The organism is Mesorhizobium sp. M4B.F.Ca.ET.089.01.1.1 (assembly GCF_004022605.1).
In the GTDB taxonomy this organism is placed as follows: domain Bacteria; phylum Pseudomonadota; class Alphaproteobacteria; order Rhizobiales; family Rhizobiaceae; genus Mesorhizobium; species Mesorhizobium abyssinicae.
Window position 1 is genome coordinate 1 of the sequence record NZ_RZOS01000056.1, and the last position, 21,181, is coordinate 21,181.

Annotated in this window: 18 protein-coding genes and 1 tRNA gene; 3 read left to right on the forward strand and 16 right to left on the reverse strand. The window is 59.6% G+C overall.

Annotated elements, in window-relative coordinates; genetic code table 11:
- The first annotated feature begins 382 nt into the window (after positions 1-382).
- Both EN780_RS08440 and EN780_RS08445 read left to right on the forward strand, forming a co-directional pair.
- Positions 383-472: transfer RNA gene (locus tag EN780_RS08440), tRNA-Ser, on the forward strand.
- A 114-nt stretch (positions 473-586) separates the two neighbouring features.
- Positions 587-1,909, forward strand: a complete 1,323-nt coding sequence (locus tag EN780_RS08445) for an integrase (protein WP_126057794.1) — start codon at positions 587-589, stop codon at positions 1,907-1,909.
- 1,454 nt (positions 1,910-3,363) lie between these two features.
- On the opposite strand, the gene EN780_RS40535 is transcribed toward EN780_RS08445, so the two are convergent.
- The 13 genes from EN780_RS40535 to EN780_RS08505 all read right to left on the reverse strand — a co-directional run bounded on the left by EN780_RS40535 (position 3,364) and on the right by EN780_RS08505 (position 17,128).
- Entirely contained in the window at positions 3,364-4,029 is a 666-nt protein-coding gene (locus EN780_RS40535; protein WP_245454739.1) for an EAL domain-containing protein, read from the reverse strand.
- On the reverse strand, positions 4,023-5,186 hold the full coding sequence (locus tag EN780_RS40540) for a GGDEF domain-containing protein (RefSeq protein WP_245455339.1): 1,164 nt from the start codon (positions 5,184-5,186) through the stop codon (positions 4,023-4,025). The genes EN780_RS40535 and EN780_RS40540 overlap by 7 nt, the downstream gene beginning before the upstream one ends.
- Positions 5,187-5,440: 254 nt before the next feature.
- The gene (gene ubiM, locus EN780_RS08455) at positions 5,441-6,622 is read right to left on the reverse strand and encodes a 5-demethoxyubiquinol-8 5-hydroxylase UbiM (RefSeq protein ID WP_185928959.1); all 1,182 of its coding nucleotides are present in this window, start codon (positions 6,620-6,622) and stop codon (positions 5,441-5,443) included.
- Positions 6,623-6,902: 280 nt separating this feature from the next.
- Positions 6,903-7,247, reverse strand: a complete 345-nt coding sequence (locus EN780_RS08460) for a hypothetical protein (protein WP_126057793.1) — start codon at positions 7,245-7,247, stop codon at positions 6,903-6,905.
- Between the two features lie 612 nt (positions 7,248-7,859).
- Positions 7,860-8,015 carry a cbb3-type cytochrome oxidase assembly protein CcoS gene (gene ccoS, locus EN780_RS08465; protein WP_081714250.1) on the reverse strand — a complete coding sequence of 52 codons (156 nt, stop codon included), beginning with the start codon at positions 8,013-8,015 and terminating at the stop codon, positions 7,860-7,862.
- Between the two features lie 5 nt (positions 8,016-8,020).
- Complete coding sequence (locus tag EN780_RS08470; RefSeq protein ID WP_126059322.1) at positions 8,021-10,294, reverse strand: cation-translocating P-type ATPase; 2,274 nt, start codon at positions 10,292-10,294, stop codon at positions 8,021-8,023.
- The gene (locus EN780_RS08475) at positions 10,291-10,788 is read right to left on the reverse strand and encodes a FixH family protein (RefSeq protein ID WP_126057792.1); all 498 of its coding nucleotides are present in this window, start codon (positions 10,786-10,788) and stop codon (positions 10,291-10,293) included. The genes EN780_RS08470 and EN780_RS08475 overlap by 4 nt, the downstream gene beginning before the upstream one ends.
- The gene (gene ccoG, locus EN780_RS08480) at positions 10,785-12,344 is read right to left on the reverse strand and encodes a cytochrome c oxidase accessory protein CcoG (RefSeq protein WP_126057791.1); all 1,560 of its coding nucleotides are present in this window, start codon (positions 12,342-12,344) and stop codon (positions 10,785-10,787) included. Before ccoG ends, EN780_RS08475 begins: the two co-directional genes overlap by 4 nt.
- A 166-nt stretch (positions 12,345-12,510) precedes the next feature.
- Positions 12,511-13,374, reverse strand: a complete 864-nt coding sequence (gene ccoP, locus EN780_RS08485; RefSeq protein WP_126057790.1) for a cytochrome-c oxidase, cbb3-type subunit III — start codon at positions 13,372-13,374, stop codon at positions 12,511-12,513.
- A gap of 2 nt (positions 13,375-13,376) precedes the next feature.
- The gene (locus EN780_RS08490; protein WP_024502864.1) at positions 13,377-13,526 is read right to left on the reverse strand and encodes a cbb3-type cytochrome c oxidase subunit 3; all 150 of its coding nucleotides are present in this window, start codon (positions 13,524-13,526) and stop codon (positions 13,377-13,379) included.
- An 11-nt stretch (positions 13,527-13,537) separates the two neighbouring features.
- Positions 13,538-14,269, reverse strand: a complete 732-nt coding sequence (gene ccoO, locus EN780_RS08495; protein ID WP_126057789.1) for a cytochrome-c oxidase, cbb3-type subunit II — start codon at positions 14,267-14,269, stop codon at positions 13,538-13,540.
- A complete protein-coding gene (ccoN, locus tag EN780_RS08500; protein WP_126057788.1) occupies positions 14,269-15,888 on the reverse strand; it encodes a cytochrome-c oxidase, cbb3-type subunit I in 1,620 nt (539 codons plus the stop codon). The genes ccoO and ccoN overlap by 1 nt, the downstream gene beginning before the upstream one ends.
- Positions 15,889-16,384: 496 nt before the next feature.
- Positions 16,385-17,128 (reverse strand): Crp/Fnr family transcriptional regulator, encoded by a 744-nt coding sequence (locus EN780_RS08505; RefSeq protein ID WP_126057787.1) that lies wholly within the window; start codon positions 17,126-17,128, stop codon positions 16,385-16,387.
- A 152-nt stretch (positions 17,129-17,280) separates the two neighbouring features.
- Here EN780_RS08505 and hemN point away from each other — a divergent pair, with 152 nt between their 5' ends.
- Positions 17,281-18,630 (forward strand): oxygen-independent coproporphyrinogen III oxidase, encoded by a 1,350-nt coding sequence (gene hemN, locus EN780_RS08510; RefSeq protein ID WP_126059321.1) that lies wholly within the window; start codon positions 17,281-17,283, stop codon positions 18,628-18,630.
- Positions 18,631-18,865: 235 nt separating this feature from the next.
- On the opposite strand, the gene EN780_RS08515 is transcribed toward hemN, so the two are convergent.
- The 3 genes from EN780_RS08515 to trbG form a co-directional block, all read right to left on the reverse strand.
- Positions 18,866-19,108, reverse strand: a complete 243-nt coding sequence (locus EN780_RS08515) for a DUF2274 domain-containing protein (protein ID WP_126057786.1) — start codon at positions 19,106-19,108, stop codon at positions 18,866-18,868.
- Positions 19,109-19,120: 12 nt separating this feature from the next.
- Entirely contained in the window at positions 19,121-20,335 is a 1,215-nt protein-coding gene (locus tag EN780_RS08520; protein ID WP_126057785.1) for a TrbI/VirB10 family protein, read from the reverse strand.
- Positions 20,332-21,181: P-type conjugative transfer protein TrbG (gene trbG, locus EN780_RS08525; RefSeq protein WP_128273148.1), on the reverse strand; the 850-nt coding region annotated here is incomplete at its 5' end. The genes EN780_RS08520 and trbG, both read right to left, overlap by 4 nt.

The following is a 21,181-nucleotide window of genomic DNA, read 5'->3' on the forward strand; positions in this document are numbered from 1 at the left end:
GTTCGGTCGGCATCGATGAACCGCATCGAGCGGTTCGGCCGTCTTTTTGTCAGTCTGCGGGTTCAAAAAACAAGCGGCGCGGAAGACCCCTCCACGCCGATTGCGCGCGTTCCCTAACCGAAGGTCCGGTCAAAGTCAAGGCAAGTGGCCGACACCATGAACGTCGGGCGGTTAGCGGCGCCCAGGCCGGCCGCCGTCGTCCATGTGATAGGCGAACGTTGACGCCGCCGACTGGCCACCTGGCCGCCCCGCGGGAAGCGCTTGGCCGTGACCAAATCGACACCACGTCAAAGAAGCCTGACATCCGGCAGATTTGGCCTTGTAACCTTTACGTCCAGTCGTTATCTAGTGCGCCGCGCCGGCAACGGCCGACCATGACCGCGGAGAGGTGGCAGAGTGGTCGAATGCACCGCACTCGAAATGCGGCATGCTCGCAAGGGCATCGGGGGTTCGAATCCCTCCCTCTCCGCCATTTAGCTTCCATAATAATCGTTTCCTTTCAAAAGCTTCCTTGTTGCGCTTGACCAGCGCGAAGCGAAACTTATCTTAGACTGTGTAACAAACTGTGTAACATTAGAGAAAGATAATGCGACGTTCCGCAGCGCCAAAGCCGCATAAACGTGAAGGCATCTGGTATCTCGTCCGCAGGGTGCCGAAGGAATTCGCGGCGTTTGATCGCCGCTGCCTAGTACGCATTTCCACGGGCGTCGCCGTGGCTGACGATCCCCGCGGTGTACGGGCGCGAGATGCAGTGCAAAGCCTCGGCGCGGGGCTGGAGGCGTATTGGCGTAGACTGCGGGAAGGCCAATCCGCCGAGGCGGGGCTGCGTTTCGAAGCCGCGAGGAAGCGCGCGCGGTCATTTGGATTGGCCTATCGCTCTAACGAGGAACTAGCAGCGGGGCCGCTCGACGAACTCATGGCCCGTATCAAGCTGCTCCTCGACAAAAAATCGATCGAGGACGCGCAGGACGTCTCGGCCGTCATGGGTGGGGAGAAGCGGCCAGCGGTCCGCCTGAGCGGTCTTATCAAGGAATTCGAGACGATCGAGCAACAGAACTTGCTGACCATGTCGCCTAACCAAATCAAGAAATGGCGTAACCCCAAAAAGCGCGCAGTTGCCAATCTGGTTGGAGTCATTGGCGACAAGGAGATCGCAAGCCTCACTCGGGACGACGCAATCGCGTTCCGCGAGTGGTGGCAAAAGCGGATCGTTGAGGATGGACTTGATATCGGTACGGCCAACAAGGACATCGGCCATGTTTCGAAAATGCTGCGCGTCGTCGATCTGACTCACCAGCTCAAGCTGGAGCCGGTTTTTCGAAACCTGCGTCTTTCCGGCGCCGTCCCCGGGCAACGCGCTGCGTTCACAGCGGAGTTCATTCAGGAGAAGATACTCGCTGAAGGCGCGCTCGACGGACTCAATGACGAAGCCCGCCATCTAATCTATGTGATTGCCGATACCGGACTCAGGCTTTCTGAAGCGGCAAACCTCACCACCGAAACAATCCACCTCGATCAAGAAATCCCGCATGTGCGGGTGCGCCCCAATGGCCGTCGCTTGAAGACCGGTCATTCAGCCCGTGACATTCCCTTGGTTGGCGGCGCACTTGCAGCCATCAAGCTCCATCCGGACGGCTTTCCTCGTTATCGCGACAAGGCCGCGTCACTTTCAGCGCTCGTCAACAAGGTGCTCGCCAGCAAGGAACTTCTGCCGACTTCCGAGCATAGTCTTTATAGCCTGCGACACACTTTCGAGGACCGGCTGACGGCAGTTGAGGCGCCGGAGAAGGTAATTGCTTCTCTGATGGGCCACAAATGGATCCGGCCCAAATACGGCGCGGGACCTTCGTTAGCGCAAAAGCGCGAGTGGCTTCAAAAAATCGCTTTTACCCCGCCCGGGCGAATGTGATTGCGGCGCCATCCAGGCCTTGAGAACCAACCTCACGGCTCCAGCTGTCCGAGCCATTTAGGTTGAGCGTGGCCAGCACGCGCTGCGCTCGCTCGCGATTTCCGAGCTTCCGCCGCATTTGTTCGACCTCGTATTCCAGCCTTTCGAAGGTCGGTATATAGGCATCTCCATGCCGGATGACCAAGTAGGCGGCAACAGCTAGACAGCATTCTAGCTCCGTGGCCGATGGATCGGAAAAAGGGGCGACGCCATACCAAGACGAGCAACGCCTCTCGAGGGCTTCCGAACTAGGCAAACGGCCAGCATGTGGCATGGGATACAAACCTATGCCTGATCGACGAACCTAAAGTGCTCACGAAGCTTGACCGGTACGCGGGCCATCGGAGGGTTCTGCCTAAAACCGCCAAAAATTTTGAAACACCCATTCATCCGGCTCGAATTCAAAGGGATCGGCGATTTTTGGGTTATGGCTTGCAAGCATAGTTCAGCCCAGACAAGAACGCCTGATATCTTGTCGTTCACTGTCACCCTGCCAAATATGGTGCCGGTGACAACGGCAGTTTGGCGAGCAGAAGAATTCCCGAGACTGAGACGTTCTACGGCTTGGCCCATGTTCGCGCTCCTCCTCGATTGGAGACAGGATGGGCCATATGGAAGCGAATAAAAGGAGGTTGGTGACGAGTCTCGGTAGTGGAGTAGAAACGGGTGGAAAAGCTTGCGCTATTCGCCGTCGGCGCCGCTAAGCGCATTTGAGAGAAGGGGCAACGATCGCCAAGAGATGACGTCCGATCGCAAGCCGGCTAGAAATGCGACAGTGACGCGCCTTTTTTGGCACGACCTTAGCACCCGATCGGGCCTCAGCTGGTCGTCGTTGCGCAGCCGATCGGGTGCGATTTTTATAAAGCTCTCTTGGCTTTAGCTTTGAGAGCCCGTCATCGAGACAAATGCAAGGGAACGGTCCCGCCCCCTGGGGACATTCGACATGCCGTGGCAGCTTCCTATGGTGAGCCAGCGCATTCCGATACACGTTTTCCGCGCTCTACCGTTGCTCCAGCACCTGTGCTGAGGCTGAGCGCTTGATCAGGACCCGACCGCTGCTGTTGCGGGATGGTGACTGGGTTGAGGTCGCGAAAACCTTGACCGCGGGTACGTTGTTCATCCAGATGAGCGCTGAGCCGAGAAGCAGCCAAGAACGCTTCCCGTAATCGAATCCTACGGGAACCGCGAAACCAGCGTCCAAGGGACGCAATTCTCCGACGTCGTTCACTCAAGCTCATCTCGCAACTTGAACGCTTGTATGAAGCCGCTGCATGTGCGCCGGTGGACCGGATTGCTGCTATCCAAACCACGTGCTCAGTTTCGCCCCCGTAATAACTCTACCGTCCGAAACGGCTTTCGCGCGTCAGGTCCACCCCACATGAAAGTTCCGCGAGCAGCACGGACGGAGAGGCCGGTCACAACTCCTTCGCGTGCTCTTTTACTACCGAATCAAGTGCCAAATGGAGAGGCACTGCCTTAGAGAACAGGAAGCCCTGCGCGGTTCTGCAGCCAAGCTTGTACAGAGTTTGCCGATCTGCCTCTGTTTCAACGCCCTCGGCCATGACCTCGATCCCGAGCGTCCTACCAAGGTCAATCACCGCTTTGACAAGCAGCCGATTCTCCCGGGACTTGGCTAAGCCGCGAATGAAGCCCTGATCTATTTTCACTTTCCTGATCCGACTGTCCTTGAGCGATGCCAACGTCGAAAAACCGGTGCCGAAGTCCTCGAGCGCGATAGAAATGCCAGCATGTGAAAGCTGGCCGAGCTTTTCATCCACTCTGTCCGGATCCACTGGGGCTTCTTCGGTAATCTCGATGTCGAACATCGTTGCAGGGAGGTCTTTTGCCGCCAGACCATTAAGAATCATCTCGTCAATATCGCCAGCTTCCAACTCGCGCGGTGAAACATTCATCGCCACACGAACATCACGACGGTCAGCTTTGACCAAGCCCTCGATAAGAGCGCAACAGTCGGCGAATACCGTTTGAGTTAGCAGCTGAAGCATTCCAGTTTCGCGTGCCGCTGTCATGATCTCGGGCGGAGAAATGGGACCGTGAAGCGGGTGAGACCATCTTAGCAAGGCTTCAAAACCGACGACGCTTCAGTTTCGAGTCTTACGATTGGCTGAAACCAAGCGACCAAGCTTCTCATCGTTATCGCCGAATGAAGATCGCGTTCGATTGACTGGCGGCGTTGCAGTTCCCGGGCTAGCTCGGCACCGAACAGACAAAATTCATTCCTGCCGCGGCGCTTAGCTGTGTAAAGGGCGATGTCGGCCCGCAACAACATTTCCGTCAGTCCGGGGTTTTCAGCCAAGTAGATTCCTATAGACGCTCCAATGCGGACGGATGCGATCCCAGGATAGGGGCGAGCAAGCTTGGCTATGAGATTGGACGCGAGATTGGTGGGAGAAGGAGAATTCTTTCGCGAAGAAAAAACCAGCACGAATTCATCCCCACCGATGCGGGCGAGCGTTGAGCCCTCCGGTGCTTCTTCCTCTATTCGGCGGGCGATCCTGGCAAGCAGCTCGTCACCCGTTCTGTGACCGTAGGTACCGTTGACAGATTTGAACCCGTCCAGATCAATCAGCATGGCCACAAAGGGTCCATCGGTGTTCTCAAACTGATCGATTGCATGTTCGAGGCCCCGCCTGTTGAGGAGCGCGGTAAGATGGTCCTCCCTGGAATTGCGCTCCATTTCCGCGGCAAGCCGCTCGGCTTGATGTCTCAGGCGGCTCGCGTCACGGAAGCGCGCTTGTCCAACGAACGAGGATCGAACCAGGCCGCCCTCGAAAAGCAGGACGGCAAAAGCCAGAATGTAGTTTTCCGGGGCTCCCTTCGTCAGCAAACATGCGGCGGCAATGAGGAGTGGCGGTGTGATGAAGCATATCGCTGCCGCAGCATATGAGCTGCCGTACGTGACCGCGCCAGCTGAAATGCCCGCCAGAATTATTAGATGCAGCGATGCTTGAGACGTCGTGTATCCAGCCGTTAGGATGGCAAGGAATGACCAGGTGAATCCCGCCAGAAGAGCAAGCCTGCCAAACCAGCGAAGCCGCAGCCAAACCCGTGTCAGATCATCCTGGACTCCGGGTTCCTTCAGCTGATGACGGGCGAGTGCAAGGCGGGCGGCATTTATCGCATTAACGACCGAAAACCAGGCCGCGCCAGCAAGACCGTTCCCGGAAAGGGCCTGCACGGTCAAAATCAGCCCGGACAGCACAATGCTTATCGGCATTGAGACGAAAAGGCCTGCCCTCAGATCAGCGAGCTGGTCCTGAAGGATTCTCGCCTCCAGCGGATCTTCTTTTCCAAGGCTGGACGGGTCAGCTTGCTTACTCCTGCTTGTCCGCAGCCTATGCAGCCCCCCTGAAGGACGGGTTAATTCTTCAATCGGAGATCAGCGTCGGGGAGCAGGATTACTCCGGTGCATCATGCACTCTCTCCCATCGCTCGCCCAGCACGCGCAAAAATGCGACTGCTGGTGCAGTATCACCGCTGGAGCTCCGCCGATATCCCATGCCGGACAAGGGGAACATGTTGGGCAAAGCGAAGCCCCAGATGCCTTGCAAGCCGTGCCGCCAGGTGGTCTCTGGAGTAGAGTCCAATCAATATGTTCGTTGCATGGTAGAGCGGCGCCGCCGACAGGCGCAGCCGCCTTTCGTATATATGCAGCATGTCGGGGTCGCCAACATTGCGGCCGTCGCGGCACGCAGTCATGATTCCACGGGCGAGTTGCTTCTGGCTGCTGAGACCGATGTTGAATCCGTGAGCGGTCACCGGGTGCATGCCGATGGCAGCGTCGCCGATGAGTGCGGCGCTCGGCGCCCGGAATTTGTGCGCCCAGGTCGTGACCAGCGGATAGGTGTGGCGCTTGCTTGCCAAGGTCATTTTTCCAAGGCGCCCTCGACACCGTTTCGTCAACTCCGACAGGAACAAATCATCATCGAAGGCAAGCAGTCTATAGGCCTCGTTTGAGCGCAATGTGAGCAGCAGCGACGACATGCCCTCCGCGAGGGGCAACATCGCTATCGTCTGATGGTGATCGAACCATTCGATGGCGATCTGGTGGTGGGCGCGCTCGTGCCTCACTCGGCAAATCAGCATCGAGTGGCCAAGCCGGTTGATATCGGCGCCGATGCCTAGCAGATCACGCGTGGCGGACAAACGCGAATCCGCGGCAACAACCAGCCGAGCAGTTAAACGCGCGCCATTAGAGAGCGTTACGACTGCTCCTTCTTGGCTGTTTGTTGCATCGACGACCGAGTGGCCGCACAACAGCCGGGCGCGATCCTGCAAGCGGACGATTTTGAACAGCGCCTCGCGGATCCGGCAATTTGGAACCAAAACCCCCAGCGGTTCTCCAGAGTTGCTGGGAGGATCGAAACGAAGAGCGAATGCGCTCGAGCCGTTGAGCACGCGCGCGCCTTGAAGTGCTGATTTGTCCGAAGCCGGGATGACATCCCAGGCGCCGAGCTCGCGAAGGGTTCTGATCGAAGCGTTGGTCAGCGCGATTTCGCGACCATCGAAAGCCGGATTCGCCAGACTATCGAATGTGTTCTGTTCAACAACTGCCACCTTGAGTTCGCTTTGGGCAAGCGACGCAGCGAACGAAAGGCCGACCGGGCCGGCTCCAACGACAACGATGTCAAAATTATCGTCAGAGCCCATCAGCGTGCCGCCATCCGGTCGCCTATCCTCGTGTAACGGTGGAACTGAGCCGAGTGACATGAGCTCCGTGGCCGCCGCATTGCCTAAAGGCGCTGGGCCGGGAGATTCGCATCGATCGGCAACGAAGCACTCAAAGCGCTCAGAGGTGGATGCGGCTAACCGATCCCGCCCTTTGGCCGCGCAGCCGCGCAGATCGCCGCCAGCAAGCGAGACACTCGCGACGCTGGTCAGCCACGGCCGCGCCGCATCGATCGCCACATTCCACCTGGAACCCTTGCGCATACTACTCACGCTCCACGACGTCGAAGCGGGCTCTCTTGCGAGGGTATCGAACGTAGCGCTCTCTCTCGTCATCCCAGCCAAGGTAGCGGAAACTTTTATCCACGACCGCGCATATCTCATCAAGAACCTGCTGCATGGCTTCGATGTCGATGTCCTTGCAATTCAGTCGCCGATAGAGCAAAGCCCACGCGGCGACATAGTCGTCGAAATAGCGCGCGTCACTCGAACCAATGATCAACTTCGGACGGTTGATCGATCTCGAAAACGCACGTCCCAACCCCGATGATGCTCCGCAGCACGTTGACATCACGAGGATCTTCGGCGCTGGATGCGAGCCCTGGAACATTTCTACGAAGTCAGCCCAAAGAAGGCCACTTTCGACGCACACAACCCATCAAAGGCGAAAGCTGTTGATCGGCCCCCGTGTCCGCGCAGCCACGCGGATGGTCAGCCAGCAAGCGAGATACACACGACGCCGGTCAGCTAATGGCTGCGCCGTAAGCACAAGGCATGGCCGACCACACGACAGAAAACCCAGAACCGTGAAGGTGCTGATAATGACGACCAATCTTTCCGTAAGTCATGCATTTCTCCGTCGAAGACTGGTCAATAGAACACACCGATGAGTATGACCCTGATCTGGATCAGCCAGACATGACCAATCGGCACTGGCGGTTCACGGTCAGGTGATCGACCGTGACGTTCCACTTTGGAACCCGTGCGCACATGGCCAAGCTCTCGTCCGGCCACGCGAGGTACTCTCGTGGCATCAGCCGCCTCATACTGGGTGCAATGGGAGGCAGTCCTTCGCACGACAGAGGCTTTTCACAAATGTAGTGTGCAGCTTAGGTCAAGATGGTCATGGAGCATGGAGCATGGAGCATGGACAGCTTGTTCCCGACCGAGCCGGCTCGACTGACGAGCGCGATCCGCGCATCTTATGCACAGCGGATTGAAATCAGCGTTCCGGTTTGTCGTCCCGATCAATTAGTATCCGCTCGGCGGCTCCGTCGAGATCTTCGTATTGACCGCTTCGCAATGCCCAGACGAAGCCGGACACACCCAGTGCACCCAGAAAAAGGGCCACTGGTATGAGATAGAGCAACGTCGTCACGAGGATTATGCCGAATAGCTGACTGCGGAGCGTCCGACTTTTTGAATAACTTGCAGCGTCGCATTCGCCCCGAAGCCGTGCAAGCGCAATGCGTTTCCAATAACAAGCACCGATGAGGCAGACATGGCAATCGCCGCTAACAAAGGCGTGGCGTGCCCGAGGATGGCGATTGGTACTGCCACCGCATTGTAGACGATCGCAATCGCGATGTTCTGGCGGATCAGGTGTCCCGCCTTGCGCGAGACGTCCAGCGCGAGAGGCACTGCCAGAAGGCTTTCGCGCAGGAATACGAAGTCGGCGGCATTGCGGCCAATGTCGGCGGCGGTAGCTGGAGCGATCGAGACATGCGCCGCGCTGAGCGCCGGCGTGTCGTTGAGGCCGTCGCCAACCATCAGAACCTTGTGTCCGTCTTTCGCCAGGGTCTCGATGCGCTCGACCTTGCCGGATGGCAGCAGGCACGGAACGAAGTCCTTGACACCCAGCATTTCTGCGACTTCACCGCAGGCACCCGCAGTATCGCCCGACAGCATTTCCACTGACACCCCGGCATGGCTCAATTGCCCGATCGCCGCCTTGGCGTCTGCGCGCAGCGCGTCCTCAAAATCGAAGGTCGCGACAATGAACCCGTCTTTTGTCAGCACGGTTCCGCCATGTTTGCCTTCACCACCGGTCCGGGCTCTCCATCCAGCCCATCCGCGTCGGCCTAGCCGCCAGGTGCTTCCGGCTCCAGTGGCTTCGATTCCAAACCCTGGATGCTCGGTGACGGCATCAAATTTGTACTGCCCGCCGGGATGGGCAAAACCGGCTATGGCCTTTGAAAAAGGATGGCGGGAATGCGTAGCCATGTCTCCCGCGACTGCCAGCATGGCCGGATCGATCGACGATGCATTGACCAGCCGGGGCTGGCCGAGCGTGAGCGTTCCGGTCTTGTCGAACACCGCTGTATCAATCGTCGCCAGGCGCTCCATGGCAGAACCGTCCTTTACCATGATGCCGTTCTCAAACAGGCGCCGCGCGGCGACCACCTGAACGATCGGTACGGCGAGGCCGAGCGCGCACGGGCAGGTGATGATCAGAACGGCAATGGCGATGGTTATCGCCCGGTGCCAGTCGCCGGTCACCGCCATCCAGCCAAGGAACGTCGCGAAGGCTGTGAGATGAACCACCGGGGCATAGAGCGCTGAAACGCGATCGGCGATCCGGCGATAATGCGCGCGGCCGCCCTCTGCGGCTTCCATAAGACGAACCATTTCCGCCAGAAACGAATCCTTCGCGGCGGCTGTCGCCTCAATCGTCAGCGGGCCGGTAAGATTGAGCACGCCGGCCTGAACTGCTTCGCCCGGCGCCACGTTTTTCGGCGTGCTTTCGCCTGAGGCCAGCGAGCAGTCGAGATCCGACGTTCCCTGGATGATCTTGCCGTCGACGGGGATCCTCTCACCGGCTGCGATCAACAACCGCATGCCTGGTTCGATCTCGCCGACCGGCAAATAGTCGCGCGCGCCGTCGCTGCGCAGCACCATGGCGCCATGTGCGGCCAACTGGGACAGGCCTTTCACAGCGGTCCGGGCACGTTCGCGCATCACGTGATCCAACGTGCGGCCGATCAACAGGAAGAACAGCAGCGATACCGACGCGTCAAAATAGGCGTGATCGCCATGGTTGATCGTCTCGTAGAGGCTCATGGCGTAGGCGAGCGAAACACCGACCGCGATCGGCACGTCCATATTCATGCGGCCATGGCGCAAAGCATTCCAGGCCGAACGGAAGAAGATGCCGCCGGCGAAGGCGAGGGCAGGAATGGCGATCAGCGCCGAGACCCAGTGAAACAGGTCGCGGGTAGCACCTTCGGCGCCGGACCAGACCGAGACCGAAAGCAGCATGATGTTGCCCGCCGCAAAGCCGGCAACCGCGACCGCGCGGATCAAATCCGATAACGTCCTGTCCTTGTCGCCGACCTCGGAAGGGAAGAGATGCGCCTGGTAGCCTAGCCGCCCAAGCGCGACGACGAACGGTGGGACCTCGTCACCACGCCACCGGACAGAGACCCGTTTCGTCGACAGGTTGACGCGGGCGCTCTCGACGCGATCGAGCTTTCCCAGCGCCGTCTCGATCGTCTGGATGCAGCCTGCGCAATGAACCGTCGGTACTGAAAGATCGGTCTGGTGAAGATCATCGCCAAGCGATCGGCTCGCCAGCCTGATCTCCTGGCTGGACGGCAGGACCGATCCGGTGTTGACCAGATCAAGCGCCATTTCGGCGCCCGGTGCACAACAACTCATTGCAGCGCTCCATTGGAAATCATGATCCGGCGGACGTCGCGATACGGTTTGTCCAGACCGGCGTCGGCGTCGACTTCGACAATCCAGACGCCGTCCTTCGGCATGTGCTGGGCTGCGAATTCCTGGCCCGAGGCGGGTGCGAGGGTGACCGACTTGTCCTCCTTCTCGTACGCGGGATGGCGAAACAGCACCTTGACGCCGTGCAAGGGAACCGGCTTGCCGGCGACGTCGGCGAGGCCATAGCGAACTTCGCCCCATGCGATGGTCAGCTTGCCGGTCCAGCCAAGTGCTGCCTGCGCCCGTCCTTCCTCGGCCTTCTTGTTGAATTGCTGGCTCGCCACATAGGTGTTTTCGACGACGAGGCCAGTCCAGCTTGTGCTGGCGAGCGTTGCCATGGTCAGATTGACTGCGATGACCACGCCGAAAAAGGCCAGGATGATGACCAGCATGTGCCTGCCGGTGAATTCACGAGGCTTTTGTACATTGGCAGTCATCTGAGGGGCTCCGGCGCGTTGAAGGTGGCGGTGTACTCGTTCGACTCAAAGCTGGCTCTGTCCTCGACGCGGAACTTGAAGGTCTGTGCCGGAGCGCGGATCTGGTCCGCCGGCTGGCGAACGAAGACCCTCAGCATTTTCAGGCGGTCGGGTTCGACCGGAATGGCGAAGGAACGGCCTGCGGGGATGTCGTCGCCGACGACGACCATGTCAGCGCCTTCAAGGCCCTGCATGGTTACGACGATCGTCCTCGGCTCGGGGATCATGTTGAGCAGCTTGACGGTATAGCCATTGCGGATGGATCCGTCGGTCAGCGTGACGAACTGGGGATTGCGATCATGCAATACGTTCAGTTCGAGCCGATCGCGCGTCAGCAGCGAATAGAGCAGGCCGAGGCCGATCAGCGACCACAAGCCCATGTAGACGTAGGTGCGCGGCCGAAAGATCTTGCGGATGTGAAAATGCGCCACCTTGTCGGAGAACAGGCCATCAGCGGTCCTGATCAGCGATGGATTGACTGAGCTGGACCCGCCTGCAGTCGCCAGCATCATGTTGGCGTTGTAGTCGGAGAGCGTCGCATAGGCGATCAGCCCACGCTCCTTGCCGAGCTTGTCCATGACGCCGTCACAGGCGTCGATGCAGAGCGCGCAAGTGATGCATTCGAGCTGCTGGCCGTCGCGAATGTCTATCCCCATCGGGCAGACCGCGACACAGGCATTGCAGTCGACGCAGTCGCCCACGGGCTGGCCTGCGGCCAGCACCTTCTTGGCGTGGCGCGAACGCGGTTCGCCGCGCCAGTCATTGTAGGTGACAGTGAGGGAATTTTCATCGAGCATGGCCGCCTGGATGCGGGGCCACGGGCACATATAGGTGCAGACCTGTTCGCGCATCAGACCGCCGAACGTGTAGGTGGTAGCCGTCAGGACGGCGACAGTGATGTAGGCGACGGGCGCCGCAGTGCCGGTGAAGAGCTCGCCGAGCAGCGTCGGTGCATCGGCAAAGTAGAAGATCCAGGCGCCGCCAGTCGCCGCCCCTATGACCAGCCAGATGGTGTGCTTGGACACACGCAGCATGAGCTTGCGCGCGGTCCAGGGACCTGCGTCAAGTTTCATGCGGGCGTTGCGGTCCCCCTCGATCGCACGTTCGACGACGAGGAACAGATCGACCCACACCGTCTGAGGGCATGCATAGCCGCACCAGGCACGGCCGACAGTCGAGGTGATCAGGAAAAGACCGACGCCCGCCATGACCAGGAGGCCGGCCACATAGAAGAATTCCTGGGGCCATATCTCGATGAAGAAGAAGTAGAAGCGCCGGTTCGCGAGATCGAGCAGGACTGCCTGGTCCGGGGCAAATGGACCGCGAGCCCAAGGCAGCCACGCAGCCAGGTAGTAGATGCCAAGTGTGATCGTCATCACCAGCCATTTGAAGCGACGAAAGTTGCCCGAGGCGCGCTTCGGAAAGATCTTTTGACGCGCGGCATAAAGCGGCTTGCGGGTTTTGGCGGAATTGACAGTTTCTGTTTCGAGCCGTGTCAACTGCGTCTTATCACGCATGTGCAACTCCACTTTCCCAGCCAATGTCAGGGGCACCTGTCGTAAAGCCTCGCGGTAGGATAGCCTTGCCGGGTTGTGCAGATCGCATTAGGGATGGTGTCGAGGCCCGGCTCACGCCGGGCCTCGTCCGCTTGGCAGGGGGGACCGAAGAATAGGACTTCCATTCCTATTCTCCGCCGCCAAGCGAATGGACATAAACTGCAAGTTCCTTGACCTTGATCTCGCCGAGACGGCCAACCCAGGCCGGCATGACGCCCTGTTTTGGCGCACGGACCTGTGCGGCGATGGCTGTCTCACCGGATCCATAGAGCCAGATCGCATCGGTCAGGTCGGGGGCGCCGAATTCCCTGTTGCCTTTTGCATTGTCGCCGTGACAGGCGACGCAGTTCTCGGCAAAGACCTTGGCGCCGGGTTGGATCAGACTTGCATCGCGGACCTTGCCGGAAAGGCTGGCCACGTAGGCGCTGACTTGTGCGATCTGGTCGGCGGTAATGATGTCGCCGAAGGCCGGCATTTCCGACAGGCGCGTGTCCGGATCGGATGCGAAGCGGATGCCGTGCGTAATCGTCTGCTGGATCTGCTCGGCCTTGCCGCCCCATAGCCAGTCGTCGTCGTTGAGATTGGGAAAGCCCTTGGAACCTTGGGCGCCGGAGCCGTGACATTGTACGCAATTGACCTTGAAAGCGGCGCCACCGGCGGCGATTGCGAATTCGCGCAGGCCGTCGTCCGCGGAGATCTCCGAGACGCTCTTGGACTCCACCGCCGAGATATATTTGCCCTTGGCGGCCTCAGCCGCAGTCAGCTCGTTCCTGACCTCGTTGCGGCTGGAATAGCCGAGCACACCCTTCGTCGCCGAGTGCAACAGAGGCCATGCTGGATAGGCGATGGTGTAGCCTATCGCCCAGACAATGGTGACGTAAAAGGTGATAACCCACCATCTGGGAAGCGGGTTGTTCAGCTCCCGGATGCCATCCCATTCGTGGCCGGTGGTCGAGACGCCAGAGATTTCATCGATATGCTCGTCGCTCATGATCACTCGTCCTCGAGCGGAATGCGGGCCGCTTCGTCGGCCAGCCTTCGGCTGCCGGGGCGTAGGGCAAAGGCGATGCACCCCACGAAGAACAGCGCCATCGCAACCAGGCCCCAGCTGTCGGCAAACGCCCGCATCAAATTGTAGGTCATCAGCGTTCTCCTCAGCGGTAGCCGGCGGCTTCGTCGTAATTTTTGAAGTCGACCAGTGTGCCAAGCATCTGCAGGTAGGCGAGCAGGGCATCCATTTCGGTGACCTGTTGCGGGTTGCCGTCGAAGTCGCCGATCTTGGCTTTTGGGTAACGCGCCTCAAGGCCTGATGTGTCGGCATTGGGATCGGCCTGCGCCGCCAGATCCGCATTGGCGTGGACGATCATGTCATCGGTGTAAGGGACGGCTACAAGCCTGTTGGCGACCAGATGCGTTGAGAAATCCTTCACGTCGATCGGCGTGTCTTTCAGGAACCCATAGCTCGGCATGATCGATTCCGGCACCACCGAGCGCGGGTCGGTAAGATGCGCGACATGCCATGCATTCGAGTAGCGGTCGCCAACTCTGGCGAGATCCGGCCCGGTGCGCTTCGATCCCCACTGGAAGGGGTGATCGTACATGGACTCGGCAGCTAGGCTGTAGTGGCCATAGCGCTCAACTTCGTCGCGGAACGGCCTGATCATCTGGCTATGACAGAGGTAGCAGCCCTCGCGCATATAGATGTTGCGCCCGACAAGTTCGAGCGGCGAATAGGGGCGCATGCCTTCCACCTTCTCGATCGTATTGTCGAGATAGAAGAGAGGCGCGATCTCGACGATGCCGCCGACCGTCACCACGAGCAGCGAGCCAACGAGAAGAAGCGTGGCGTTCTTCTCGATGATTGCGTGTTTGTCCATCAAGCCCATTACCTGGCTCCTGATCGCGCAGGTCGGATGGCGACGGGGCTCGGCATCGGCTCCTCCTCGCGCTGGTGGCCGAGGATGGTCCTGGTGATGTTCCAGGCCATGATCAGCGCGCCGGAGAGGTACATGGCCCCACCGATGGCGCGCATGACATAGTAGGGGTGCATGGCGGCGACGGTCTCGGCGAAGGAGTAGACCAGGAAGCCCTGCTCGTCGTATTCGCGCCACATCAGGCCCTGCATGACGCCGGATACCCACATCACCGCGGCGTAGACAACGATACCAAGTGTCGCCAGCCAGAAATGCCAGGTGACCAGCCGCAACGAGTAGAGCCGTTGCCGGTTCCAGAGCTTCGGCACCATGTAGTAGATTGCGCCGAACGAGATCATGCCAACCCAGCCGAGCGCGCCCGAATGGACGTGGCCGATCGTCCAGTCGGTATAATGCGACAGCGAATTGACCGCCCGGATCGCCATGATGGGGCCTTCGAAGGTCGACATGCCATAGAAGGCGACGGCCATCACCATCATGCGTATGATCGGATCGGTGCGCAGCTTGTCCCAGGCGCCGGACAGCGTCATCAGGCCGTTGATCATGCCGCCCCAGGACGGCATCCACAGCATGATCGAGAACACCATGCCGAGCGTCTGCGCCCAATCGGGCAAGGCGGTGTAGTGCAGGTGATGCGGCCCGGCCCAGATGTAGAGAAAGATGATCGCCCAGAAATGGACGATCGACAGCCGGTACGAATAGACTGGCCGGTTCGCCTGCTTGGGCACGAAATAATACATCATGCCGAGGAAGCCGGCGGTGAGAAAGAAGCCGACCGCGTTGTGGCCGTACCACCATTGCGTCAAGGCGTCCTGGACCCCTGAAAAGGCGGAGTAGCTCTTGGAGCCCAGGAACGAGACTGGTATGGACAGGTTGTTGACCACATGCAGCATCGCGATGGTGACGATGAACGACAGGTAGAACCAGTTGGCCACGTAGATATGCGGTTCCTTGCGCTTCAGGATCGTGCCAAGGAACAGAATGAGGTAGGCGACCCAGACGATGGTCAGCCAGACATCCACATACCATTCGGGTTCGGCGTACTCGCGGCCCTCGGTGATGCCGAGCAGGTAGCCGGTCGCGGCCATGACGATGAACAGCTGGTAGCCCCAGAAGACGAACCAGGCCAGATCACGGCCGAAGAGGCGGGCGCGGCAGGTGCGCTGCACGACATACAGAGACGTGCAAAGCAGCGCGTTGCCGCCGAAGGCGAAGACGACACCGGATGTGTGCAACGGCCGCAAACGACCGAAATTGAACCAGGGCTGGATGTTGAGATCGGGATAGGCGAGCTGCAGCGCGATCACCACGCCGACCAGCATGCCGACGACACCCCAGAACACGGTGGCGATCGCGCCGTAGCGGATCGGACCATCCATGTAAGCGGATGGGTCAATCGGAGCTGCTGGCTTGAACTCCGTGTTGCGCAACAGGATCGCAGTGAAACCAGCCACTGCGAAGAACAACACCCACATGTGTCGGCGGAAAGGTTCATCCACGCCGAAGCCGGCGGCCACCAGGGCCGCAAAAGCGAACACGCTTAGAAGGACGATCTCTGTGCCGAATTTCATTGCAGATCCCGATCTCGAATCTGGTGGATGCCAAATCCGCAGCGCACTAATCGCGCAGCCGCCGCCCCCTCGCCCTGATCTATGTCAGGCCGCAAGATTTTGTGTCGGCGGCGCAATCAGCAGGTGGCGAATGAACGAGGAACGCAGCGCGGGCTCACCCCCCTCATGGAAGGCGTTCCCTGGGTTGGGCGGGCGCAGACGCGATCGCTGAGGCGAAAGCTGAGGCCCTGCGCGCGTTGGATGCTATTGCCGATGCCCTGCCAAACGTTGTTCGGATCCCATTGGAAACGAACGCGATCGTTCCGCCGAGCCGTGGCAGATTAAGGACCATGCTTCGCCGGTATGTGCCGAAACACACCTGGCGATTGGTCACGTTCCTATCAAAGCCCGAAAGCTGTTTGTCTCGACCGTGACGCCGCTTCGTCGAAGGCGCGGCAACATCGCATTAAAAGGCAAACACGGCCCGCCCCGGAGTCATGCGACATGGCCTCGCCGCTTAGGGCCGCTCGCGTCCGCCGCCACAGCGCTTCTCCAGACGGCTTATGCTGTCCACCGTCACATGGCGTGCGTTCTCAATCCGAATCACCCCGTCAGCCCGCAATCGCGTCAGTTGGCGGCTCACGGTCTCGTTGGTGATTCCAAGGAAATCAGACATTTCGACACGCGTCAGCGGCAGATCGAAGGACGCCGACCCGGAAGCCGCATCGAGACTGGAATCGATATTCCGGGCCATCATGAGGAGAAAAGTCGCTACCTTTTCCGGAGCTGTCTTGCGCCCCAGCGTCACCATCCACTCGCGCGCCTCATCGAGTTCATTCAGCGTCTGTTTGAGCAGGCGATGCTCGAATTCCCGTGACGCCTTCATCATCCGTTCGACGGCCGCTCGCGGAAACGAACACAGCGTGACTGCTGTTGCCGCTTCCGCATTGATCGAGCTTTCCACCTTGAAAGGACGTCCCAGAAAATCCGGTGCAAACTGGAGACCGACGATCTGCTGGCGCCCATCCGACAGGCTCTTTGATAGCTTTACAACGCCTGAAAGCACGTTGGAGTAGCTGTCGACGTTCTGTGCCTCGCCGGTCAACTCCATTCCTGACTCGATCCGGCGACGCGAGCAAGTCTTGGCGAGCCCAACCAAATTGTCTGGATCGAGCGCACCGCAGACACCGCGACGCCGTGCCTCGCAAGGGAAGCAAAGAACAGGAATGCCGGAACTATGAATGTCTTGCCGAAAGGTCATGCGTTCGCCTTACCCGATCCTAACTGCCGGCAGGATACCCATCCAGGGTAGAGAAATCCTGCGGCGGTTTGTCCATGAGCGCGGCTGATCGAGATCAGGGTCTGCTTCAGCGATGCGTGCAGTGTTCCGGCGGGCAACACGGTGAACGCGAGATGCAATCGGAAATAGCTGTCAAACTCAGCGAGAACGTCCCACGCTACACCAGCTATCCGACGGCGCCGCATTTCCATTCGGGGATCGATGCTGCCATTTACCGTGGCTGGTTGGAGACGCTGGAAAGCGGCGACGAAATCTCGCTGTACCTGCACATTCCTTACTGCGACAAGCTCTGCTGGTTCTGCGCCTGCCACACCAAGCAGACGCACCAATATGAGCCGGTGGCCGCTTATCTGCGCTCGCTGAATGCCGAAATCGTCACGATTGCCGGTCTGCTGAGCGGCAAGGCACATGTCCGTGCAATCCACTTCGGTGGCGGTTCGCCAACTATTCTGAGGCCCGATGATATGGTTGCTCTTGGAGCGGCCTTGCGGGACAGCTTCGACTTTCTCCCGGATGCTACGGTCAGCATCGAAATCGAAACCAACGACATGGACAAGGCGCGCCTTGATGCACTTGCTCAAATCGGCGTAACCCGGGCGAGCCTCGGCGTGCAGGATTTCGATCCGCAAGTGCAAAAAGCAATTAATCGTGAGCAGAGTTTTTTGCAGACCAAGGCAGTCGTCGACGGGGTTCGTTCGCGGGGCGTCGAATCGGTCAATCTGGACCTGCTCTACGGGCTCCCGAATCAGACACGCGAGACGATCTGTTCCACGGTGGCGCAGGCACTGACCTTGGAGCCAGACCGGATGGCCCTGTTCGGCTACGCACATGTGCCCTGGTTCAAGAAGCATCAGACGATGATCGACGAGGCATGGCTGCCGAGTCCCACTGAGCGTTTCGCCCAATCTCAACTCGCGGCGCGGGCAATTGTCGCCAAGGGATATGAGGCAATAGGACTCGATCATTTCGCGAAGCCCGACGATGCGCTGGCCATAGCGGCCCGCGCAGGGGTTTTGCATCGCAATTTTCAGGGCTACACTGAGGATCGCTGCCCGACACTGATCGGACTTGGCCCTTCGTCCATCGGTCGTTTTCGCCAAGGCTACGTGCAAAACATGGCTTCGACTGCCGGGTACGGGCGCATGGTTGCGGATGGCGGGTTGGCTGCCGTCCGCGGCGTTGCCCTTTCCGACGACGATCGCGTCCGTGGCTGGATCATCGAGCGGCTGATGTGTGATTTTGCCTTCTCGGCAGTCGATCTGGTGGAGCGGTTCGGCAAAGCCGGCGAGCAGCTCCTTCATCGCTCGAGGTCCATCGCACTCCACGATCCTGCCCGAGCGCTTGAATTCGATGGTGACAGTTTCCTCGTACGGACTGAAAGTCGCCCCTTCATTCGAACCATCGCGGCCAAGTTCGATACATATTTCAAAGGGGGAACGGCGAGGCACTCGGTGGCGGTCTGAGCAAAGCACAGTGCGCTCGCCGTTTGGTCGATCGGCGAACCAGCTGCGTTCGTTTTGACCGCTCATAGGCGACTACCGCATCAAATCGAAAATGCAAACTTAGGCTGTTGCGCGGTATCTCCTTCCACATCCTCTCTTGCGCATACCTACATTCCAAGGGGTTTGATCCTATGCTTCGCGAGGAGCAGGTAGGTCGCGACAGCTAGGCAATGTTCCAGCTGCCCTAGCGGAGGAGTCACGATTTTCCGGCAAGCTCCGTCGGCAGACGTTCTTTTCTGGCCCTGGCAAAGGCTCGGTCGCCTTCCAGAAACGCCGCCAGCATGAAAGGGATGAGTTCTGCCACGGTTTCAGACTGACCATAGGTCTGACGGTAAAGTGCAGCATACTCCTTGAGTGTTTGGCTCAGCTCCGCGCTGACGGTAATGGTGATCTTCGAAGCTGTTCGGTCCGGAAGTTTTCCAAGTTTCAGGTCAGCCATGATAACTCCTGCTCAACTGGCGTATGGCCGCAGCACGATGTCCTTGTGCACGATGACGCGCAGTGGCCAACCTGGGCGGACGACGATGGTGGGCTGGATATTGAGGTTTTTTTCGGTGATGCGCTGGCCGGCTCGACTGGCGTTCTGCTGGGCTGATTCCCGGATCGCCTTGACCAGATCGCTCTCGTTTTCGCCGAGGCTGAATTCTGTGCCGACACCGAGCAATGTGGCAAGCGCCACTCCCTTGATCATCTGCCAAGTGTGGAAATCGACTTTGTCTTCCAGCCCTGCGTAGCCGGCGGTGTCGCTCGCGGGCAGATTGTCGATTTCGGCCGACGAGCCGTCGGGCAGCAGAATGCGCTGCCAGACCAGCAGCGCTCGCTTTTGCCCGAACGCGACGACGCTGTCGTAGACGCCGATAAGACGTGAGCCCTGCGGAATCAGCAATATGTTGCCCGTGACCGTGTCGTGCACATTTTCGGTGACTTGCGCGACGACAAGGCCCGGCAAATCGGAATTGATGCCGGTGATCAGGCTGGCGGCAATCACGCTGCCAGCCATCAGTTGATATGGCGAGATCGGCGTCTGAAGCGCATGCGGATTGTAGATCCCGCCAGTGCTCCGCTGGCTGAGAAAATCAAGCTTTCGCTGCTGATTGTTCTGGTCGCCTTCCGCCGCCGCCACCGAGGCTGACGCGCGTCCTGCTTCGGATTGGGGAAGCGCCTCAAATGGATGCTGAGCAGTTTGCACGCTCTCTCCGACATCTGTCTGTTGAGCTCGATTTTCGACGCGGAAAAGCACCCGCGATTCACGCGCTTCGATCGCCTGCTGCGCTAGACGCTGCTCCTCGGCCGAGATGTCTTGGCCCGGCACGATGCCGAGCTGGCGCTGCCGCTCGAGGATGGGGCGGCCGAGGTCGCCCGGCAAAGGTAGCCCAAGGACGGGAGGCTTTGGCTTCATGCCGGAATAGTCATGGGGAAGCGTATCGAGTCCCTCGGCGGTTGGTTTGCGCTCAGTGTTGTAGAGATCTTCCGCCTGATCCCTGATGCGAAGGGCCGGCCCCTGGAGGGCGATCATGGTAACGCCGAAGACAGCGCCGGATCCGAGCGCTGCGATAGCGATGATCACACCGCGCCTGAACCGCACCACGCGGCGGGGAGAGGCCCGAAGCTGCAGTTCCTCGGGATCCAGTTTCGGCGGGATGCCAGAGCGGGAATTTTCGATCATGAGCCCTCACCTCGCCGGCTGCCGCGAAAGAGCGAGATCCGCCGTTGCGGTTGCCTGCCGTCAATCCTGCTGATGCGGATCACCTGCTGCCGCTTGGTGCCGAGGCGAAGTTCGGCCGCGGCGAAGAGCCGATCGACGATGTAATAGTTGCCGCGCACGCGATAGTTGACGAGCTCGCTGCTCCCATCTGCGCCGACGATGAAGAGTGGTGGCGCCTCGCCCTGATCTATGCGACGAGGGAACTCAATATAGACCTTGCTGCCGTCGTCGAAGGCTCGCGTCGGTCTCCAGGGCGGTGTGTCGCCACTGATTGAGTAGCGAAAGCGAAGGTTTTCGAGCGCGATGTTCGACGCGACCGGTGTAACTGCCTCGGCTTGAGCATTGCGCTGGCGAAGCGCGATGATCTGGTCTTGGCTGTAGGTCCAGGAGATTGCCGCCATTGCGGTCTTCTCGGTGCTTTGAAGCTGCAAATGATAGGTCCGCCGGTCCGTCGTAATGACGACATTGGTGGCAAGACCCGGCGCGAAGGGTTTTACCAGAACATGGGTGCGCTGATTGTCACCGGTGCCGCTTGCGGTATCGCCAATGACCCAGCGCACGGTGTCGCCAGCCGACACGGCGGTTAGTTTCTCGCCCGGCTGCAGAGCGATGTCGGTCACGCGCTCCGGCGCGGCATAGAGTTGATAAAGCGCGCCATCGGTGAAGGGGTAGACTTGCACTGCATTAACATACCCGTACTTGGTGGGTTGCTGGGTCGCGGCTTTGTTGGCATCAGCGACGCGTTCTTCAGGAGGGCGCTTGTCCTCGGCCTTGCCGGGCTCGGGCTGCATTTGGCCAGGCAGCGGC

Bases quoted from the DNA above. Each gene is read 5' to 3' on its own strand.
- EN780_RS08505 (WP_126057787.1), bottom strand. From the start codon at position 17,128: ATGACCTTTCGGCAAGACATTCATAGTTCCGGCATTCCTGTTCTTTGC.
- EN780_RS08470 (WP_126059322.1), bottom strand. From the start codon at position 10,294: ATGAGTTGTTGTGCACCGGGCGCCGAAATGGCGCTTGATCTGGTCAAC.
- EN780_RS08445 (WP_126057794.1), top strand. From the start codon at position 587: ATGCGACGTTCCGCAGCGCCAAAGCCGCATAAACGTGAAGGCATCTGG.
- hemN (WP_126059321.1), top strand. From the start codon at position 17,281: ATGCAATCGGAAATAGCTGTCAAACTCAGCGAGAACGTCCCACGCTAC.
- ccoN (WP_126057788.1), bottom strand. From the start codon at position 15,888: ATGAAATTCGGCACAGAGATCGTCCTTCTAAGCGTGTTCGCTTTTGCG.
- EN780_RS08460 (WP_126057793.1), bottom strand. From the start codon at position 7,247: ATGTTCCAGGGCTCGCATCCAGCGCCGAAGATCCTCGTGATGTCAACG.
- EN780_RS08490 (WP_024502864.1), bottom strand. From the start codon at position 13,526: ATGACCTACAATTTGATGCGGGCGTTTGCCGACAGCTGGGGCCTGGTT.
- EN780_RS40540 (WP_245455339.1), bottom strand. From the start codon at position 5,186: ATGCCGATAAGCATTGTGCTGTCCGGGCTGATTTTGACCGTGCAGGCC.
- ccoG (WP_126057791.1), bottom strand. From the start codon at position 12,344: ATGCGTGATAAGACGCAGTTGACACGGCTCGAAACAGAAACTGTCAAT.
- EN780_RS08475 (WP_126057792.1), bottom strand. From the start codon at position 10,788: ATGACTGCCAATGTACAAAAGCCTCGTGAATTCACCGGCAGGCACATG.
- EN780_RS08515 (WP_126057786.1), bottom strand. From the start codon at position 19,108: ATGGCTGACCTGAAACTTGGAAAACTTCCGGACCGAACAGCTTCGAAG.
- ccoO (WP_126057789.1), bottom strand. From the start codon at position 14,269: ATGGGCTTGATGGACAAACACGCAATCATCGAGAAGAACGCCACGCTT.
- EN780_RS08520 (WP_126057785.1), bottom strand. From the start codon at position 20,335: ATGATCGAAAATTCCCGCTCTGGCATCCCGCCGAAACTGGATCCCGAG.
- ccoP (WP_126057790.1), bottom strand. From the start codon at position 13,374: ATGAGCGACGAGCATATCGATGAAATCTCTGGCGTCTCGACCACCGGC.